We start from the raw sequence: 19,873 nt of genomic DNA, 5'->3' as shown, positions 1-19,873 counted from the left end.
GTTGGCCCCGCGCAGCTTGCCTTGGTGTGCGTGAGCATACCATCGCAGATACGTCCGCTTCCGGCACGACACGTGGATCGGTGCTTATTCCGCCCTGATGTTGGCTGCTCGCGCTACCTTGCCCCATACCTCGGCTTTTTCGGCGACGAACTTCGCGAGGCCGGCAGGCGAGCTTACAAACGCCTCGCCGCCTAGATCCGCAAGCCGCTCATTGATCATCGAATGGGCAAGACCGGCATTGATCTCTTGGTTAAGCTTGTCGATTATTTCGCGCGGTGTGCCACTCGGAGCGCCGATGCCAACCCACCCGGTAGCTTCAAAGCCCGGCAGGAATTCGTCCATGGTCGGAATGTCTGGCAGCGCTTGCAAGCGCGTCACTGTGGTGACCGCGAGCGCACGCAGCTTGCCTGCCCTGATATGCTCGATGGATGAAGGCAGGGAATCGAATGCAGCCTGTACCTGACCGCCGAGGAGATCAGTGACCATCGGCGCCGAACCGCGGTAGGGAACGTGGATCATGTTGACGCCAGCCTTCATTTTGAACATCGCGCCGACGACATGGGAGGGTGTGCCGGCCCCGAAAGAAGCTAGGCTGATCTTGCCAGGATTGGCCTTGGCATATGAGATGAGTTCGGTAACGGAATTCACTGCAAAGGCTGGATTGACCTCAAGAACAAACGGCTGATTGATGATACCGGCGATCATCGTGATGTCGCGAACAAAATTGAAACTAAGATTCTGGTACACTGCGGCATTCACGATGTTGCTGGCGGTAGCCGCAAGCAGCGTATAGCCATCCGCAGGCGCGCGAACGACTGCCTCGGCCGCTATATTGCCGGCGGCGCCGGACCGGTTCTCGACAACAAACTGTTGGCCGAGGCGTTCCGAAAGCCACTGAGCAATGAGGCGGGCAGCGATGTCCGACGTGCCACCGGGAGGGAAGCCGACGAAAATGCGAACCGGACGCGTCGGATATGCGAACGCCGATACCGTCCGCGACGTTGCCGTTAAGGCAGCTGCGCTGGCTGCCAACTGCAGAAACTCTCTGCGAGGAAGTTTCATTGACTTCACTCCGCGCAGTGCCCACAGGCTCACTCAGCTCAACATGTGAGCAATGACGTTGGACGGCCTGCCTATGGCACCCACGCCTTGCACCATCGTGGCTTCGGCGCGTCTAGATGGAGATCGAGCAAGGAATTACACCCTTTCGCACTATCGCGGAAGTCCGCAAGCCGTCAGTCAACGCGCTTTTACTGGCAACTGACTGGCTGGGGCGGGCAACGGACTGCGGCTGGTAACTGACAAAATCCTGGTCCCCCGCGCAAGCAACTGCATTCTTGCTTGTTGACCCGAGGGCGAGTAACGGACTTAAGTTCGGCAACACTACACGATGTCATGAGCGCGCACTGCGAATCTCGATGTCCCAAACCTGTCAGGTGTCCAAACTCGTGAGCCCATAGGATATGGTCGGGGAAATTCCTGCGGGGACGAACAACAATTATCGAGCGAGATTCAATCGGAAATGCGCATCCATTGAAGGATGGATCAGTTAGCTCCGGCCTGCAGAACTGGATTTCGTCGACAACCTTGACGTGAAAGTCGACGTCAGCGACATCGGAATCTACCTCATGTACCGCGTCTCTTTGCTGCTCATCCATAATTATTGGAGGCGTATTGGCTGATCCGAAGGTGCGAATTGGACCTTTTAGTGTGAAGGTCACATCACATGCAACGTCGGCGTCGCCGTTACTTACGGAATTTTTCCGTAAAATCCTTGATGCCTTTTTCAGGATTTGACGGACCTGCTCTTTGCTCAGTGCTCGAACGCTAGCGTGAACACTGACGCTCACTGAGTACGTGGTCTGCGCGCTCGCTTCGTCCACCAGCATCAACAGAGCGGCAGAAAAGATGGCCATGATCATTTTCATTCCCATCTCCATCGCCGTTAACTCGAACCAAACACCGGCGCACGCTCGCTACCGCGCGGATCGGCACGCTAGATGCCAACTCGCATCTCGCCTGCGCCCGGAAAGTTACCCCTCGCCCGGGCCTTGGCTCCGCCGCCGGTCGTCCGACTTTATTCGTCAGCTTCGTCAGTACTATGCCAGAGTCTTCTCTGGATCGCGCATCAGCCGCTACGGCTCCTCACCTTCCACCACACGCCGGGCTACCGAGGAATGTTGAATTTTGGCTTCAACACCTTTCTCACTATTTCTCTAACTTCTCGACGGTTCGCGAACACTTCCGGCTTAGTCTTCAATAAATCCGCGATGTCTCTATTGGTCTTTATCTCATGTAAAGCCTCCGCCTTGAGTTTCGCGCGTTCTTCCTGGCTGAGACCTGCAAGTTCATCGTCATTGAATATTGGCATTCCCTGAGTGTTTCCCATAGCAACTCCCCTCCTTGGCTTCCTAACGGCCGTTAGATCAAAGGATACGCCTAGGACGCGCTCAACCATTCGATGTTTGTTCATTCAGCGCAACACAGATGGTCGAAATTGGCTGCTCAGGATGCGCTGTCATGCGTGCGAGCACCTCCTGGAAATCGCGAAGCAGGCGATCGATCGTCGCAGCTTGGAAGAGGTGCGGCTTGTAAACGCAGGTCCCTGCCAAGCCATGAGGACTTTCCCTCAGCATCAAGATAACATCAAATGATGTTATCGTCACTAGAGGTACCAGCACGTTCGGATTGGCCTCCTCGAAAGTGAGCTTGTGTCCTGAGTTTACAGTCGGGCGCAATGCGGAGTTCTGAAATATGATCATGGCGTTAGCCAGCGGCGCGAGTCGACGCTCGCGCTCGAGCGTCTGAACGAGCTCTTCGAAGGGAAGATCCTGACGGGCGACGGCTGCAAGGACGGTCGAACGAACCCGACGCATCACCTCTCGAGCACTGGGATCGCCACCAAGATTCGTGCGGAGAATCACCGTGTTGACCAGAGGGCCAATAAGGGCCTCGGTCCCTGGACGATTGCGATTAGCAACATTCGTGGCCACCCGAACGTCGTCCTCGCCCAGGTAACGATGCAACAGCGTCTTCAGGGCCGCGACGAGCGCCATGTACAACGTGCCACCTTCTTGTCGGCTGAAGCGTTTGGCGGCTTCCGCTAGGCTCGCCGGCAATGTCCACGCCCGCCGCGCTGTGCGGAGATCATCGATTGCCCGTCTCGGACCGGACCTAGCGAGCGGGACCACGGACGAAGGCTCTCGCAGCTGCTCTTGCCAATATTCAAGCTGCGCAATGATCTCCGAATGTAGCCGCCAGCGCCGCTGCCAGTGCGCAAAGTCCGCATACTGGATAGAGAGCGGTGCCAGCGGCGATTCCCCCTGGCCCAAGAACGCGTCGTATAAAGCGACGAGTTCCTCGACGAACACGCCGAGCGACCAGCCATCGCACACGACCTGGTGCATGGAGATAAGGAAGAGGTGTTCCTGCTTCGCGAGGTGCACCAAGCGAGCCCGAATGAGGGGACCCTTCGCGAGATCAAAGGAATGAAGAACCTCTTCTTGAATTAGTTGATGTCCGATAGTCTCCTTCTTCGAAGACGGCAGCCCCCGCAAATCGTCGAACGCCAGCGGCACAGCCGACTGAGGCGCAATGACCTGCACGTATTGACCATCGATATGGGCGAAGGTTGTGCGCAGAATTTCGTGGCGTCGTACGATTTCGTTGATGCTCCGCTCCAGGACCGCAATGTCGCAGGGCGACGTCAGTCGGAGCGCATGGAGAATATTGAAAAAGGGTAAGTCAGGCAGAGCGTGCTGCAGCTTACAAAACTGCTCCTGGCCTATGGACGTTGTCACCATTCCATTTTCTCGGGGCGCGTGAACAATGGCCGAGGAAGGTTCGAACGCTTGGCCGGCGTCGATCAATTGTTCTAGATGGTGCGCTACCTCCGCAACAGTCGGGGCCTCGAAAAATCGCGAAACCTCGAGCTCGACTTGCGTGATGTCGAAAACGTGGCTGAGAACGTCGGTGGCCAAAAGTGAGTCTCCGCCCGCCGCGAAGAAGTCATCGTGAATACCGATCTGCTCGACCTGGAGGATCTCTGCCCAGTGCTTGGCCAGCACCTTCTCAAGCTCCGTCCTCGGCGCAACGAAGGCCCGCGATGTGTCAGTGCTAGCCTCAAAACCCAGTTTTGCCGCCAAGCCGATGCGCTGCACCTTGCCGGTCGGGCCTTTTGGGATTTCCCTGACGATGAGGATCTGGCGCGGAATCTTGAATTCGGCGATGCGCCCGATGGCAAACTGACGAATGTCTTTCGCCGTTGCCACAGCGTCGGGCCGCAGCACGACTGCCGACGCGACATCCTCCCCCAACGTGGCATGTGGGACGGGAAAGGTCACGGCCTCTTCCACCGCTGGATGTTTCAGAAGCAGTTCGTCAACTTCCCGCGGGGCGACTTTCTCCCCACCGCGGTTGATGATCTCGCTAATGCGGCCAGCGAGAAACAGGTACCCGTCGTCATCAAAGAAACCGATATCCCCTGTCTTGAACCAATCGCCCGCAAATGCGGCCTGGGTCGCGATTTCGTTGCCGTCGTAACCTGACATGACGCTCTCTCCACGGACGACGACTTGACCCGTGCGACTGGGCGGCATGAGGGCCCCTCCTTCGTCCATGATAGCGACGTCTAAAGCCACCTTTACACCCACCGACCCCGACTTGCGCCGGTGCGGCTTACTGCATGCTATGGGCGAGGAAGCCGTTTCTGTCATGCCGTAGAACTCGATCACTGAGGTCCCGAAAGTCCACTCCAGTTCGTCAAGGATACGCTGTGGCAGAGGAGCTGTCGCGGAACGGATGAACCGTAGCCCACTGTCAGGCGCTCGCAGGCCGTTGTGCCGAGCGTGGGCGAGAATGGCTTGATGCATGGTTGGCACCCCCGAGTACCACGTCGGCCGAAACCTGGTTAACCACGCAAAGAAACTGTTGACGTCGCACCCGGGGACACACACGACACTCGCACCGATCGCCAGCGAGTTCAGCACGGTCGCATTCAAACCATAACTGTGAAACAGGGGCACGATATTCAAGCATCGATCAGTTTCTGTTAGCGCCAACGCCGCACCGGACGCGTACGCTGACGCACAGATGTTGGCGTGCGTCAGCGGGACAATCTTGGGGCGCGATGTTGTACCTGACGTAGGCAGCAGGAGCGCCACATCGCCGGCGCTGCTGACGGGCTCGTCGCACTGCACACTCCCGTGGTCTCCCGTGAGCGCGAAGAGACCAGCCTCAGAATCGAATGCGGTCGATAGCTCGATGACACGGATACCGCGCGATAACGCTGCTCTGCGGGCCGGCGAGTCGATTCCAGCTAGCGCGATCAACGCGTGAGGCCGCAGATCGGCGAGATACCTGTCCAGTTCCTCGCTTCCGTAGACCGGGTTCAACGGGGCGCACGCCGCGATCATTGCGACGGCGAATACCGCCACCGCCATCTCCGGACCATTTGGCAGCACCACGACGATTCGATCACGATGGCCAATCCCCATAGCCCTTAGCGCACGCCCCACCTCGTCGATGTGCTGATAAAGACGGCCGTAGGTCAGCGGAGCGCGGCCCGGAGCGAGAATCGCCGGTGCCTCGGGAATACGCCTGGCCTGATGCTCAAGAAGGTGGGCCACGCACGAAAACGGAGCAGAGAGCCGTGGGTGTTTGGAACGTTCGGCTAGCATGTTTCTCAATCCGCGTTGGAATGACACCTAAGCTGGGACTGAGGATTATGACGGCAGGTTAAGCCTGCGGGCCTATATCGCCAGAGATCCTCTCTCCTCTCCTGCCTCGAGCCAGAAATGCATGTCCATTTCTCGGTATAGCTTTGTCGCGGCGGTCATATTCTCCCGGGCCTGCTCCGGCTGGCCGACGCGGTCGTAGAGCTTACCCAAGCCGAGCCGACAGTGAGCAACAAGCGGACGCATACCGTGCAGCTGGGCGAGTGCCAGGGCCTGCTGGTAGTGCGCTTCGCCGCTTTCAGCATCGAACTCGTCTGGATGGGTTACCAAATCACCAAGAAGTCGCAGCGCATGGGCTGTGAAGCCGGGCTGACGTTGAGCGGACTCAACCGCGCGACAGCCCAGGTCCCGCGCCTCGTCGAGCTGCCCGAGCAGCAGACAGGCGCGACTAGCCGCGTGATAGCCCCAAGCACGATGACCAACAATCCCCTTCGCCGTCTGAAGCTCGAGGAGCCGCTCACCCTCTCGAACCCGCTTCAACGCCTCGCCAACCTCGCCGACCTGCGCCAGCGCCCAAGCGGATGAAGTGACCGCCCAAGGGAAAAGCATGGCAACTTCTGTCCCAGGTACGTTCATCCAATGGTCGAGTAGCGAGCGCGCCTTCGACCAGTCAGCTTCGAAAAGGTGAAGCATGCTTGCGGCCAAATGAGCCCAACCGATGGTGTGCGCGTTCTGAGTTTGCTCGGCGAGTTGTATCGCCTCCGTCTCGTACTTGGCGGCCTCGGCGAATCTGCCGAGCTCGGCTAGGCCCATAATAAGCCAGGAGCGACCGAAGACTGATGCCGGCACAGCCAAACCCAAATACTCGTTGCCCCATTCGACGGGCATCGCGGGGAGGCTGGCGGTTGCGATCTCGACGACATGCTCATACTCGCCGCGGTAATAGTACGCCTCCTCCAGGCAGCTCGTCGCTACGGCGCCAAGCCTCACGTCGCCACTGCGCCCTGCGATCTCCACGGCGCGGGTGCCGGTCACGAGGGCATCGTCAAGCTCGTCTAGCGTTGACAGGACGGTTGTCATGAAACTGCAGACCTGACAACGCCGGCGATCGTCCTTCAACCGTTCGGCGAGAGCCTCGGCCTCGCGGAGGTGCTCAAGCATCGGCCGGACTTCACCAAGTTGGCGCAGCACTGGCCGCAGCTCAAGGCGGGTCTCGAAGGCATTCTCCAGCGTAGCCTCGCTCTCTGGCAGCGTCTTGAGAACGCCGAGCGCCTGCTCGAAGCAAGCCCGAGCTTCCAAAAGCGCTGACTTTCCAATTGCCTTTGCTCCGGCCCGCCGGAGATAGTGCACGGCTCTTTCTCGCTGCTCGCCTCGGACGGCATGATGCGCAAGCCGCTCGACCTGCTCGCTCAGTCGATCGCCGTAAATCTTTTCCATGGCATCCGCGACGCGCGCGTGAATTTCGCGGCAACGTTCGTGGAGCACGCCGCTGTAGGCGACATCATGGGTAAGGGCGTGCTTGAACGTATACTCCAGGTCGGGAAATAGCCGCGTCGAATAGAGGAATTCAGCTGCCTGGAGATTATCGAGTCGAATGCGAAGCTCGTTCTCCTTCAGCGCGCTGATTGCGCGCAGGAGCTCGAACGGAACAGTGGGCCCAATTACGGATGCCTCCTCCAGCAGGTGCTTTTCAGTGGCCGGCAACGCGTCGATGCGCGCAGCAAGGACCGCCTGCACGGTCGGCGGAACCTCATTGGTCGAGAACGGCCTTGCAAGTCGGTAGCTGCCCTCGATCGCACTGGTATCGATCAACGATCGAACCATCTCTTCGACAAAAAAAGGATTTCCGTTGGCGCGCTCCGCCAGGAAGCGCTTCACGCTGTCCAAACCAGGATCGGAGCCTAACAGGGCTTGAAGGAATTCCGCGAGGCTCTCGCTAGCAAGGGGTTCCAAATGTAACTGGTGATAATTTGGCCTGTTCCTCCACTGGTCCCTGTATTCGGGTCGGTAACAAACCACCAGGAGCAAGCGACTATCCTGCGCGGCGACGACCACCTCATTCAACAAACTGAGGGAGAGTGGGTCGTTCCAGTGAAGTTCTTCAAAGACCGCAACGACCGGGCGCACACGGCTCTCGCTCAACAACAGGCGAACGACTGCCTGACACGTGCATTGCCGATGCCGGACCAAATCGAGAGACCGGAACGGATGACTCTCTTCCAACGAATCGAGAAGATCCAGCAGCGGCGGAATGGCGTCCTGCAGCGTTTGATCAAGCCCCAGTACCTTTCCTGTTACTTTCTCGCGGATGGAGTGGGTGCTGTCCTCGGCGCTGATCTCGAAGTAATCCCTAAGCAGTTCGATGACCGGCAGGTAGGGAGATGCGCGACCATAAGGAGCAGACTTGGATTCCAAAACAAGCCATTCGGCTGTGTGGTGCGAACGAACGAATTCGCGCACCAAGCGCGACTTGCCCACGCCGGCTTCGCCGACGATCGCTACCACCTGGCCTCGACCACGGCCGGCAAGTTTCTGCACGCGGTAGAGTTGCTCCAGTTCGACCTCGCGCCCGACGAAGCGCGTCAGCCCCCGACCAGCGGCGACCTGGAGGCGAGTCCGCGCCGCGCCCGCGCCAGTCACTTCGTAGACTTGCACCGGCCCAGTTACGCCCTTCACCTCCATGGGGCCAAGTCGCTTCATCGCGACATAGCCTTCCGCCAATTGGAACGTGGCAGCCGTAGTAAGTACCGAACCGGCCTTTGCCATCTGCTGCATCCGAGAGGCTAAATGCGCTGTCTGGCCGACGACGGTATAATCCATGTGCAGATCGTTACCTATTGCACGGATGACGATCTCCCCTGAGTCGATCCCGACCCGAATCTCTATTACCGGCCCATGAGACCGATGAAGCTGGCCCGCATACCGCGCGACCATCTCTTGCATCCTGAGCCCCGCGTAACAAGCGCGCACGGCATGATCCTCATGGGCGATCGGCGCGCCGAAGAGGGCCAAGATGCCGTCGCCCATGACCCTGTTAACGGTACCTTCGTAGCGGTGAACTGCCTCAATCATGCAGTCGAGCACAGGATCGAAGAACTTCTGTGCAGCCTCCGCGTCGCGGTCCGAAAAGACCTTCATCGAGTCCTTGATATCGGCGAAGAGTACGGTGACCTGTTTGCGTTCACCCTCGATGGCGGCCCGTGCGCCCAGGATCTGATCGGCCAGGTGCTGAGGAGTGTAACTCCTGGGCGAGACAAAGCGGCGATCGTCCCCAAACGACTTTACCGGATCGCCACATTCGGGACAGAACTTGGCGGTTGTTGGCAACGCGCATCCACAGCTGCCGCAAGCTCGCGCCAGCGGAGCTGCACACTGATCGCAGAACTTCGCGTCAACAGTGTTCTCGTGTTCGCAGCTTGGACATTTCATAGTGAGCAAGTCCCGAGCCGAACAGGCTACAAGCGTAACCTTGACGTCGATCGGCAACAAGCCCAATGTTGCCCTTCGAAACTGCCGCGGACTGACGCACCGCGCGACAACTTGTCCTAAGATCACCTCGTCGGCGACCTGTGGCTAGATGTAAGCGCGCGGTGCCCAATTTCTTGAACCATGCAGGATAACCCAGAATCTCGGCCATCGTCTCCCGCAGCGTCATCGCAATCATCGTGCCTGGGCCTCAACCCTGTGAAGGTTAGGGTCGAAGCAACAATCGCCACAAGCAGCTTACATTGATTGATCATGCACCGGGGCGGGGAGCAGTGGGGGAGCCGCCAAGGCGGGCCGGCGCGGACGGCCGCAGCTCCTCCTTTGAAGTCGCAGCACGCCTACAGTAGACGGATCTACTCCCAACAGCGGACATTAGGACATTATGGTTAGCCTCGCGTTCTTCTGCTTTGCTCAAAAACGGCGGCCGAAGGATCGCTGATGCGAAGTCTGGACTGCCCTCGCTACCAGACTATCCGCAAGCGAAGTTGGTCGGCTTGGGGCCAATAGATCACGTGCCATGAGCGAAACCTATATGAGATATCGAGATCGCAGCGCGCGCCGGACGACAACTACAGCCACAGTATTTGCAAGGATGCTGAACCAAAGGAAAGTTGAAACCGAAGCCGCGAAGCAGATGTAGATCACGTAAGCGATCTGCACAATCATGCCGCCGTTGGACCGCGGCTCAAGACGGTCTTGGGAACACGCACCTCAAAAAACATCTGGAATGGCTTCGACCTGATCTAATCAATCTTCAATCGATTCAATTGTCAGAAAGAATGGGGTCGTCTCTGGCACGATCTTCAGCGTTTAAATAGTGTCCGGCGCGGGCGTTGCCATCCCCCGGGACGCAGCACTAATAGATGCGCATCCCGCAACATTCTAGCGACTAGGCTCCTGTTATAAGTGGCGACAGAAGGACGATCCCCTACACGGGCGGCACCCGTTGGCACTCACCCACTCCTTGTACAAAGTGCACTGTTTCTCCAGCTTGCCCCTTCACTTGAACTGTCTGAACGCCGACAGCACCCCAGCCGCCGTAGTCAATGCAGACCGGGGTTGGGGTGCCGTTTCCTCCGAGAAAGGCGGTCTTCTTACGAGCCCGGAAACCAAAAGACTGCACGAATATGTACCGCTTGGGCATGTTTATGCCCCACATACTGTCGAGTGTCTCCCAATTGTTCGTCTGCAAGGTTCGAGACATCGGAATCTCGTCACGCAGTACACCTTCACTTGGCGACATGTTCGCGCTCCCTTGTGTAATTACTCGATCATATAGCGACCCGGTCGCGACTCCTGACGACTTGGCCAATGTGAGAGGACTCTGGGACCCACTGGATCTGCAACGGCCTGACCGCAGACAGCCCGTTATCGTGCTACGAGTCCTCGCCCGTTACCGGCCGCCTTCACCAGCTGGCCCTGCCGTGCAGCGGGAAGCTTGGTGCGCCATTCCGCCAGCCAGACGAACTGCTATCGACACGACGTTCCTGGAGGCTGACACACCATGCGATCGCCAACTTCACAGCAAGCACGACCTTGCCCGCATGGTCTACCCGGACCACAAGAAGAAGGTGGCTCTGGCGTTGGTATTGGCGTTGGTGTTGTTGCTGGCGCCGGCGCTGGAACGGAATCAGCTCGAGTTTCCAATCTAACATTAAAACACGAGGATGGATCGTGCTCGGCCAAAGTGATCACGTCTCTCAGCTTCCGGGGATCGTTGACTAAAATTCCATCAACCCCGATGCGGAGGTAATCGCGCATAGAAGCGGTGCGAGCGAGGGTCCAAACATACACGAACTGAAACTGTCCCTGCCTTCGAAGGGAGACCGCTCTTTGGATTGAATTTTGTATATGCACCTCAATGCCCGGCTCAAACGTTCCATTTCCGTACGCTTTGCTACCTTCTCCGCTCACCGTGCCCGCAAGAAAGTTTGCGACCGCATCCGGGTCGTCTTCCTCGTCAATTGAGAATGCTTCGCCGCGTCTGAGGGCTCCGGCATTGGGCATCACGCGACGCGCAAGCGCCAAACTGCCAGTCGATAAGATCATTTTTAGACCCAGGTTTGAGGTGAGCTCGCGTCGTACAATGTCCAGAAGCTCTCGAAAGGCGTTCTGATTGCCATCATGATTTTTGAAATCGAGCACTATTAGTGCGAGCTGCTTGCTGTTTGAAGCTATGGCATTCAGTTCCCGCAAGAAGGGAACCAACCTGTTACAGGATGGATCAAACGAATCATGGTTCGCGCAAAATCCTTGCTCCCTCCGCCGGTATCGAACGTCAATTTCTATACCGTTAGCGCCTTGCCGCAGAGCCGCCCGTACCTTGTCCAGAGCGTTCGTACGATGGGCAATGATATAGAACTGCCGCAGCACGGGTGCCGTGCATGCACACAACACCTTTTTTCCAGTCACGCACCGCTTTCCATCACCTTTCTTGTCGGATCGCACGAAGTCAAATCCTCGCTGGGTGCAATCTTGCGGAGATGCGCTACAAAATGGAGCCGTTCCGATCCAGAATTCGCCAGCGAAAGCCGACGGAGCTGCAGTCATTGCCGGGTAACAAAAACATGTAAGCAGAAGTACAAGATGAATGCGGCGCATCTTTATTGATCGCATCGAGAATGCGCACCAGAATGCGTCGCTGCTTTGCGGCAACTGTTCAAGAAGACCTCCAAGCATACGCATGAGCGTCTCCTCTCTGTATGTAATTGTCCCTCAGTGTTATGCAGGGTCGTCAGCTACCTAGCCTTGCACCTTCTATCGAGCGACTTCACTTCCGGTCGAAGCAGATTGCACGCCCGCGCACCGCCGCGTTACGGTCGGCGGCCGCCAGATCGGCCCCCAGAGTCAGAGCCCAGGACATTCAAAGGAGCCGATACTCCCTTGGAGTGCGTCAGGGACAATGATTATTTTGCGGGATACATTGCCTACACCGACCGCCGTCCCAATCGCAGCATTTTTTGCCACTTGCGCATGCAGCCGGAGGGTGGGCGGGCGGCGTCTGAGACCTTACTGCGACGGACTGCGATAACGTCTTTCCCGCACGTGTGTCGGTCACCTCCACGGTCCAGGATTGTGTGCTACCCTCCGCACCAGACACCGCGTCAAGATATGCCGTCGTCGCGGCGGTTGAACCATTTTCTTTCCACCCATACGTAAAATCGGGTCCCCCGCCTTCTGGCTTGGCGGTCAGTCGGTAAGACTTGCTTGGCGCTACTGTGCTCGGGCCAATAATGGACACAGCGCGGAATGCGCTGATGGTCGGAGAGCCACAATCTTGCTTACATAGATGAAGTCGGTTCGGACATCTCGCCGACACGCGCCCCAACTCTCTCTCGAGCTCCGTCTTACACACTTTGAATTTGGCGTCACATCGTTCTAAGCACTGCTCATAGGCACCCGTCGGCACAGTCACTACGACGGACTGCGATAGACTCTTTCCCTCGCGCCTGTCCGTCACTTCCACCGTCCATGACTGCGAGCTGCCCTCCGCCCCTGACACTGCGTCGAGATGAGGCGTCGTGGCCGTCACTGACCCGCCTTCCTGTTTCCATTGATAGGTCCAATCGGGGCCGTCGCCGAGGGGGTTCGCAATCAGGCGGTACGACTGATTGGGCGACACCGCGCGGGGACCCATAACGGTTATGGCGTGAAAGCCACCGACGGCTCGGTAGGCGTTGATGCGTCCCCATCCCAGACCCGCACGGCCGTGGTCCGCCGTTCGGAACATGCGTTCGCGCACCTCGTCGCGGCTCCATCCTTTGTGATCAGACCAAACAAGCGCCGCCACGCCAGCGGCAATCGCGGTTGCGTTCGAACTCCCTCCAAAATGAATTATATCTTCCGGCACCTCTCCAGCAGTAGGTGCCTCTCCGATAACTGCGGCGAGATCTACCTCCGGTCCTGCACATGAAATAGGATGTACATTGCCGTTCGCTTCCATTCCCGCGACCGCGATGACTTCTTCCATCCTTGCGGGAAAAGCAACAAAGTCCTCAGGGCATATGATGGTGCCTGCGGCAACAAAAAACAGCACGTCTTTGAGGTGGTATTGGTAGCTTATCTCATCTGCGATGCGGCGGGAGGCGAAAGCATCCCCAAAGGCCATCGCAACAATCTTGGCGCCATAGTCGGACACAGCGGTGCGGATCGCCCGCGCGACATCGTTTACTGAGAAAGCCGTTACCCAGACGCCGGGCAAAGTCTTTATGGTGACAAGATCGGCCTTCCAGGCGACCCCAACAATGTTCTTTCCATCGTGTGGGGCAGCTATGGTGGCAGCCATACGGGTGCCGTGACCACACTCGTCCCAGGGATCGCCTCCAGCCGTAAACAAATTCGAGACGGTCCGGTCAACACCCAACGCCTGGGGTGATGAAAATACTGGCCGTTGGAGCTGGGTTTGCTTCTGATAAACGCCCGTGTCGATGACGGCAATCTTGATACCAGCACCCGTTGCCCCTCTGGCCCACGCTTGTGGGATCTGATGCTCAGCGAAATTCCACGGCAGCACGTCTGGGAAACTGCCTGGCATTGTCATCTCTTCGAGCGAGAATGGGACAGCCAGCTCCCCCCATAGCTTATATTGGCATCCAACGGCTTGATGCAGCGTGCCTTCGCTTCGTACCGGCTCGATGTAGTCGATCACCGACAAGCCTTGGATTGCCACCAGAGCCGTGGGGCCATCCAACTTGACGGTAATAACCGGAAGGAGCTTGTCGGCAGAGACGAGACTCACGCCTGGCCGAGAGAGGATCATCCTCTCGGCGTCCTTTCGTAACTCGGGCCCGATGTGGATTTTGCCCTTCAAAAGGCCCCTGGACTGACTCGGTGCTTTGGGTCCAATTACGGCCGTCCGGTCAGATGCCTCAATGCGACGCCATAGTCGTTCAGTCGCGGCAGATAGAACAGTTGTGGGAGTCGGCCGCCCAGGAACACCAACTCCGCGCTCTCCAGGCTGCGACTTAGCGTGCGGGGCTACGGCAGCTAGAAGTGCGAAGAAGGTCAACGCGACCAGCAACAGCCTCATAGGAATCCCCGAGACGTGCTGCCCCTTTCACCAAAGGGCCTGTCACAGATCGCACAGGCGACCTGTCGCTACGCATCGCCAGGAGCCGAACTGCCGCGATCTGCTGCACATCATAGAGAATCTGGTTAGGCGTGCCAACGGGGTCTTGCGGGGCCGGCGATCTATCACTCGTGCGGCGTTAGGATCGCGGCCAAGTGTTCAGTCCCTTCCTGGCTCTGGTGTTAAGGTAGGGCGAGGAGCGCCGCTAGTGCCGCCAGCACCAGATGGGGGGAATGGCCCCAGCGAGATCCTGATTGTCTGTGAAGTTCCGGGCGATAAGTTCCGCGCATCGCTCGCCGGCGCGTGAAATACGTCCCCGATCTACTAGAAGTGCCGGCCCATCCGGTCAGGCACAACGGACTACCACCGGCTAGCCTTTGTGCAGACGTCGCTTTTTTGAGAATCGCATGTACCATCTTTTCAGCATGCGTTTCAGTGCTTGGGACGAAGGCGAGAACATTTCCGCTCATCAACGGGCGACCGCTCTCGTGCAGGCACTTCTGTGAGAGACGCCGTGATCTTTGCGGGAGATTTCAACGCAAACCGGGCGGAGGACCCCCAGTCGAGCGGGATACTGGACTAAAAAACGCGGATAAGACACCTGACCCGTCCCCTATGACCCTCAAAGGAATATCGATCATGTGTTGTACCGAGGGCCCTACAGGGCCGTGCTGGCGAAATGAGGTGCCCATACGCTGGCCCCAGCCGACGCCGACAATGTCATGGAGGCACTAACTAAGATTCCGGAATGACCGCTTCGGGTCGATTGTGTTGAAAAGTCCTCTCCGGTGTTGGGGCAATTTTCTTAAGGGCCGCTGGTCCGCTTTGCCTTTTTGGGACGTGGGGGCCGCTTCGACTTGTGCGGATTCATTCAGCGGCCTTCTCACATACACTGAGAGGGCATCGCCAGCCGAAGTCGGCGATCAGCTCGCTTTTGCGCGAATTTTGCTAACGCGGCATTTTCGACTTTTTCAACACAATCGGTCAAAAGCGGAAGGCCGCCCGGCGAGCAAATGTCTTCCGCTTCACCCCCCGAAAGCTGACATCCTGGCGGACGGAGCTTAACCTCCGCAGGGTTAGCCTCGAGTTCGCAAAGTCTCGCATACAGCATAGGTTTTCTGTATCCGGCCTTCAGAGGGGGAGCCCCGGGGTATCCATTTCCTCGGCTGCGTGTGACGTTGGTTGGCAGGTCGGTCCGCTCAAGAAGTTGACAGACATCAGGTCGAAACAGAGTGCCTCCAGCACAGCAGAATGGCCGTCTCTATGAGTAGAGGACCGCGATCTGCAAGCATTCATGGCGACGGTGCCGGGCCGGAGCGGGTCCATCCGGACCGGTGATCAACGTGGTTTATGCGTGGACCCTAACGTTGGCTATGCAACCTCTCAAGCGAACATCGCGGGCGTTATCTCATCCACTTGGATGATCACGTCGGCTGGAATTTGATTGCGCCGTGCCGCATTTCTAATCGCCTCAACACTCTCGGCTTCGTAAAGACAATAAGTCTTGCGCTTGTCGGCGCTGAGAAAAGTCAACAGCCACTTCACGCCCTCCTCGTCGTTGACGAGGTTAACTCTTTCCGTTCCCTCCTTTGTGATCTCGAGTCTTTCGGCGAAATTACGCTCGATCATGAAACGTGGCATGGCCCTCTCCTATGTGTGATGTGGTCTCAGTGCCGTTGCTCCCGGATCTTATCCATCAAAGCTGTCATCTTCAGGCGACGTGCAGTCGTCCATGATTCGTTCAGCAGAATCTCGGCATGTTCGAGGTCGCCACGCCGGCTACGACGGCGCAGCATGCGCGCGAAACGGTGCTGCGTGTGTGCGAGCCAGGGGCATGCCTGCATGTCCCGATCCATCCTGAGAGCTTCATCGAAATGCTGTTCGGCCCGATTCCACTCCGCTAGGACGTTGGCCAACTCTCCGAGAAAGCGGCCGGCCGACCCGTAGCACACGGTCACGACCCCCGCCGTAATTGTCATGTGTCGATAGGGCTCGAGCAGATCGTAGAGGGCGCGTGCGCTGACTGCATCATCCAGTGCTGCACAGACATCCGCCAAATACGACAGCGTAGTACTGCGCATCGCATCCATTGGAAGCGCGAAGCCGGTGCTCCTCAACTCGTCAAGCAGCTTTTGCGCCTGCGGCTTGAATCCGAGCTCTGCCGCGACGACCGCGAATCCGGGCTTCCAGGTGCTTAGATCGCCTTTGTCGATGAAATGTCGGACAATCGGAGCGATCTCCGAAAGGCGCCCCTGCTCGCGCCGAATTGTGAACATCTGCGTGCCATAGACACCTTCGACGCTCTCACCATATCTCCGGCGACCGAGCTCATGGGCTTTTTCAGCAAACCCCTCCGCGGCGGCAAAGTCGCCGACCAATAAAGCCAGCATGGCACGCCCATGTTGTCCAACCCACTGCTGGTGCGTCATTTGCCGACCCTCAGTCAGTGAGCAGAACGTGTCCAAAGCTCCTATCATTCCTTCGCGGTCACCGAATTCGGCAGAATAATAGATGCGCGTGGCAAGGGCTCGGGTCCGGAAGTCTGCGTCGTTGAGCCGCTCCGCGATGGCTAGCAGCTCGCCGAGGCGCTTGAGTAAGTCCTGAGACTGTGTCCCGGAAAGGGCAGCCGGGACTAGGAGCGGATTGAACAAAGCCTCACAGAGAGTGCGATCGTCATCGAGGCGACGTGCAATCTCGATGGCCTTGGAATTGAATGCATCTGCACGCTCAAGATCGCCGTTCATGTAAAACGCTCTGCCGAGTGCGCTCAAAATCTGGCAGCGCTGCCGAGTGTCTTTCGTTTCGATCGCGGGCAATGCCTCGAGCAGAAGCTTGATGGAGGAATCGAGGGAATCATGATAGTAGAAATGAGCCTGCCCAAATCCAATTGCGCAGTTGGCGAGCGCATCAGGTTTGCCACGGGCTTTTGCTTCGCGGGCAGAGTCGGCGAAGGTAGCAGACGCCTGTCGCAGATCGCCGGCGGCTATTTGCGCCCAGCCCAACGCAATCTTCGTCTCCAGGACAGCATCTTCGCGACCTTGCGCGTCGGGTAACTTCTGGGCAATAGCCAAGACCTTCTCGTAGTGGTCTATGGCTTCGTAATTTGCCGAGCGTGCGGTTGCGCGCTCGCCTGCGCGTCGCCAGAATGGAAGGGCCAACTCTGGCAATGCGGCTTCGGAAAAGTGTCGCGCAATCAGCTCGGGTTGCGTCTCTGCTATTTCACGGAACTCGGCCAGGACGCGGGCGATCGCGGCGTGATATCGCTGTCGCCTGCTCATCAGCAGGGATTGGTACGCCGCATCTTGAATTAGGGTATGCCTGAAGACGAGGGCATCTTCGGACGAGCCCGACCTCAGAACGAGGTGCGCCGCCATAAGCTCGGCGACGGCCGCATCAAGATCTGCGGACGGAAACCCGCAAACACGAGTAAGCAGATCTCGGCTAAACTCACGGCCGATGACGGAGGCAATTTGCGCAATCTCCCTTGCGGTCGGCTCGCATCGATCGAGGCGCGCTAAGAGAGAGCCCTGCAGTGTCGCTGGCAATGCCATCTTGATATCGCGCTCGCTCGCATCTCTTTCAGCAAGAAAGCGGGCCATCTCCTCGATGAACAGTGGGATTCCGTCGGTTCGATCAACAATTTCATTGACGAGTCCAGCGCTGGCACTAAGGCCTACGATGTTTCGTACCATGTCGGCGACGAGTGGCTGGGCGAGGGCCCCGATGGAAAGCGGCAGCACATGATCGTATGCGCGGGACCATTCGAATTTCCAGCTCGGCCGATGCGTCACGAGCAACATGACAGGTGCTCGATTGATCGGCGCCAACAGGGCGTCGAGTAACTCGGTCGTGGTTGGATCGATCCAGTGGGCATCCTCAACGATTAGCAGCAGGGTGGCGCGTCTCGCCCGGTGTAGCAAGTGCTCGACCAGAGTCTGCAAGATGAGACTCTTCCTTTGCTGTGGCGCGAGTTCGAGCTCGCCATAGCGATCATGGTAGTCAAGTGAAAGGAGCTCGGCGTAGACTGACCCCACAGTGCTGGTGTCGGTGCCCAGATCGGTGAGCATGCGCTCGAGTTTGTCGAGGCGCTTTTCGTTTTGATCGTCGGGCCGAAAGGTGGCCGTTCGCGACAGGTTCTGAACGATTGGGAACAGTGCACTGTTGCTATGGTAAGGTGAGCACTGAAGGCAGATGACCTCGTGAGGTGTTGAACGGAGTTTTTCTGTAAAGACCTGGACGAGCCGCGACTTGCCGATGCCGGCGTCCCCCGACAGCAGGACCGCCTGTCCCTTCGCCCTGCGCGCGAGATTCCATCTTTCGAAGAGAAGCGCGAGTTCATGAACGCGACCAACGAATGGTGACAGCTCTCCCGCATGAGCGGCGTGGAAGCGGCTCTCGATCTCACGCTCCGACTTGACGTGATGCGCACTCGTGCCGGTCCCGAATCCTTTGAGGGTTATCTCGCCGAGATCCTCTGTGACGAAATTGTCGCCGATCAATCTTCTGGTCGAATCCGCGACAACGAGTTGATTGGGTTGGGCGATCGCCTGGAGCCTGGCCGCGAGATTAGGCGTCTCACCCGCGACCGCGCCCTCCTCTCGAACGGAGCCCGCGAAGAGGTCCCCTACAACGACTTGTCCTGTGGCTATGCCCACACGCGCCTTGAGTTCGGCGTCTTTGGCTTCTAACATTTGCACGGCAGCCAAAGCCTCGAGCCCGGCTCGAACTGCACGCTCGCCATGATCCTCATAGGCGCAGGGCCACCCGAAATACGCCATGATCCCATCGCCCATATAGCGGGCGACGTAGCCTCCATAACGGATCACAGTTTCGGCGACCCGATCTTGGTAACTACGAAGTACCTCCCGAAGGTCCTCAGGATCAAGCCGCCGAGATAATTCGGTGGAGCCAACCAGATCGCAGAACAGGATGCTCAGAACGCGTCGCTCTGGTGATCGCTCCGAGAAAGCGAAAGGTGGGGCCGGTTGTTGCTTTGCACTGGTAGCAACAGCACTTGTTAGTGACGAGCCTGTCCCGAAGGACTCTGCCACCGCAGCCATGAGGGTCTTGCGGTGTCCGAGGGACAGGCCCAGCTCCCGGAGATCCGCCTCGGTGAGGTGCGGGAGCACCTTCAGGTCGATGTCGCTGCCGGCGAAAGCAACGGAATATTGCTCCAGGCCGAGCGCTCGCAACCACGTATGAACGTCGTCGCTCATTGGCTTCCCGTCGCCTTTTTCACTCCCCTACTTGCTTGTAGGTCAAGCCGACCGCGGTCGGATTGCCGGCGCAATCTTGAGTTTCGTCCGAAACGGGTTCATGCGTTCCTGCTGCGCCTGATTTATGCCGACCCGGCAAGCTACTATAGCACGTACTGCCGGGCGCTGAGAGTGATGCAGTTCACGGAGACGCCTGTCTCGTCCAGCCAACACACCGCCGAAGCGCGGGCGGCGAGGTTGGCTGGATGCCCCGCGCCGCCAAATCCAGACCAAGCGAACAAGGTTCGGCTCCGTATTGGGGTCAGAATGTCTGGTCCCAGGAGGTGAAGCACGACGGGTATCGGATGCTGACCATCCGAGAAACGATCGTGTCCGCATTCTCTCTGCAGCGGCTAGGCCACGCGCCATCCATGGATCGAGCTGCCTGA

Annotated in this window: 8 protein-coding genes; all 8 read right to left on the bottom strand. The window is 58.2% G+C overall.

The window, feature by feature from the left end; translation table 11 throughout:
• Positions 1 to 84 precede the first annotated feature (84 nt).
• Positions 85 to 1,062 carry a Bug family tripartite tricarboxylate transporter substrate binding protein gene (locus HCN58_RS10305; protein WP_171579232.1) on the bottom strand — a complete coding sequence of 326 codons (978 nt, stop codon included), beginning with the start codon at positions 1,060 to 1,062 and terminating at the stop codon, positions 85 to 87.
• A 1,105-nt stretch (positions 1,063 to 2,167) separates the two neighbouring features.
• Positions 2,168 to 2,458 (bottom strand): hypothetical protein, encoded by a 291-nt coding sequence (locus tag HCN58_RS10300; protein WP_171579231.1) that lies wholly within the window; start codon positions 2,456 to 2,458, stop codon positions 2,168 to 2,170.
• Positions 2,451 to 5,678, bottom strand: a complete 3,228-nt coding sequence (locus HCN58_RS10295; protein WP_171579230.1) for a condensation domain-containing protein — start codon at positions 5,676 to 5,678, stop codon at positions 2,451 to 2,453. The genes HCN58_RS10300 and HCN58_RS10295 overlap by 8 nt, the downstream gene beginning before the upstream one ends.
• A gap of 72 nt (positions 5,679 to 5,750) precedes the next feature.
• Positions 5,751 to 9,104: an ATP-binding protein gene (locus tag HCN58_RS10290; RefSeq protein WP_283814564.1), complete on the bottom strand. Its 3,354-nt coding sequence runs from the start codon at positions 9,102 to 9,104 to the stop codon at positions 5,751 to 5,753.
• 1,527 nt (positions 9,105 to 10,631) lie between these two features.
• A complete protein-coding gene (locus HCN58_RS10285) occupies positions 10,632 to 11,846 on the bottom strand; it encodes a PI-PLC domain-containing protein (RefSeq protein ID WP_171579228.1) in 1,215 nt (404 codons plus the stop codon).
• A 208-nt stretch (positions 11,847 to 12,054) separates the two neighbouring features.
• A complete protein-coding gene (locus HCN58_RS10280; RefSeq protein ID WP_171579227.1) occupies positions 12,055 to 13,920 on the bottom strand; it encodes a S8 family peptidase in 1,866 nt (621 codons plus the stop codon).
• A gap of 1,692 nt (positions 13,921 to 15,612) precedes the next feature.
• Positions 15,613 to 15,870 carry a DUF4242 domain-containing protein gene (locus tag HCN58_RS10275; protein ID WP_171579226.1) on the bottom strand — a complete coding sequence of 86 codons (258 nt, stop codon included), beginning with the start codon at positions 15,868 to 15,870 and terminating at the stop codon, positions 15,613 to 15,615.
• 26 nt (positions 15,871 to 15,896) lie between these two features.
• A complete protein-coding gene (locus HCN58_RS10270; protein ID WP_171579225.1) occupies positions 15,897 to 19,445 on the bottom strand; it encodes an AAA family ATPase in 3,549 nt (1,182 codons plus the stop codon).
• Positions 19,446 to 19,873: the final 428 nt, after the last annotated feature.

It is taken from the genome of Bradyrhizobium australiense, from assembly GCF_013114825.1.
Taxonomy (GTDB): domain Bacteria; phylum Pseudomonadota; class Alphaproteobacteria; order Rhizobiales; family Xanthobacteraceae; genus Bradyrhizobium; species Bradyrhizobium australiense.
This window is presented reverse-complemented; position numbering and strand designations above follow the sequence as displayed.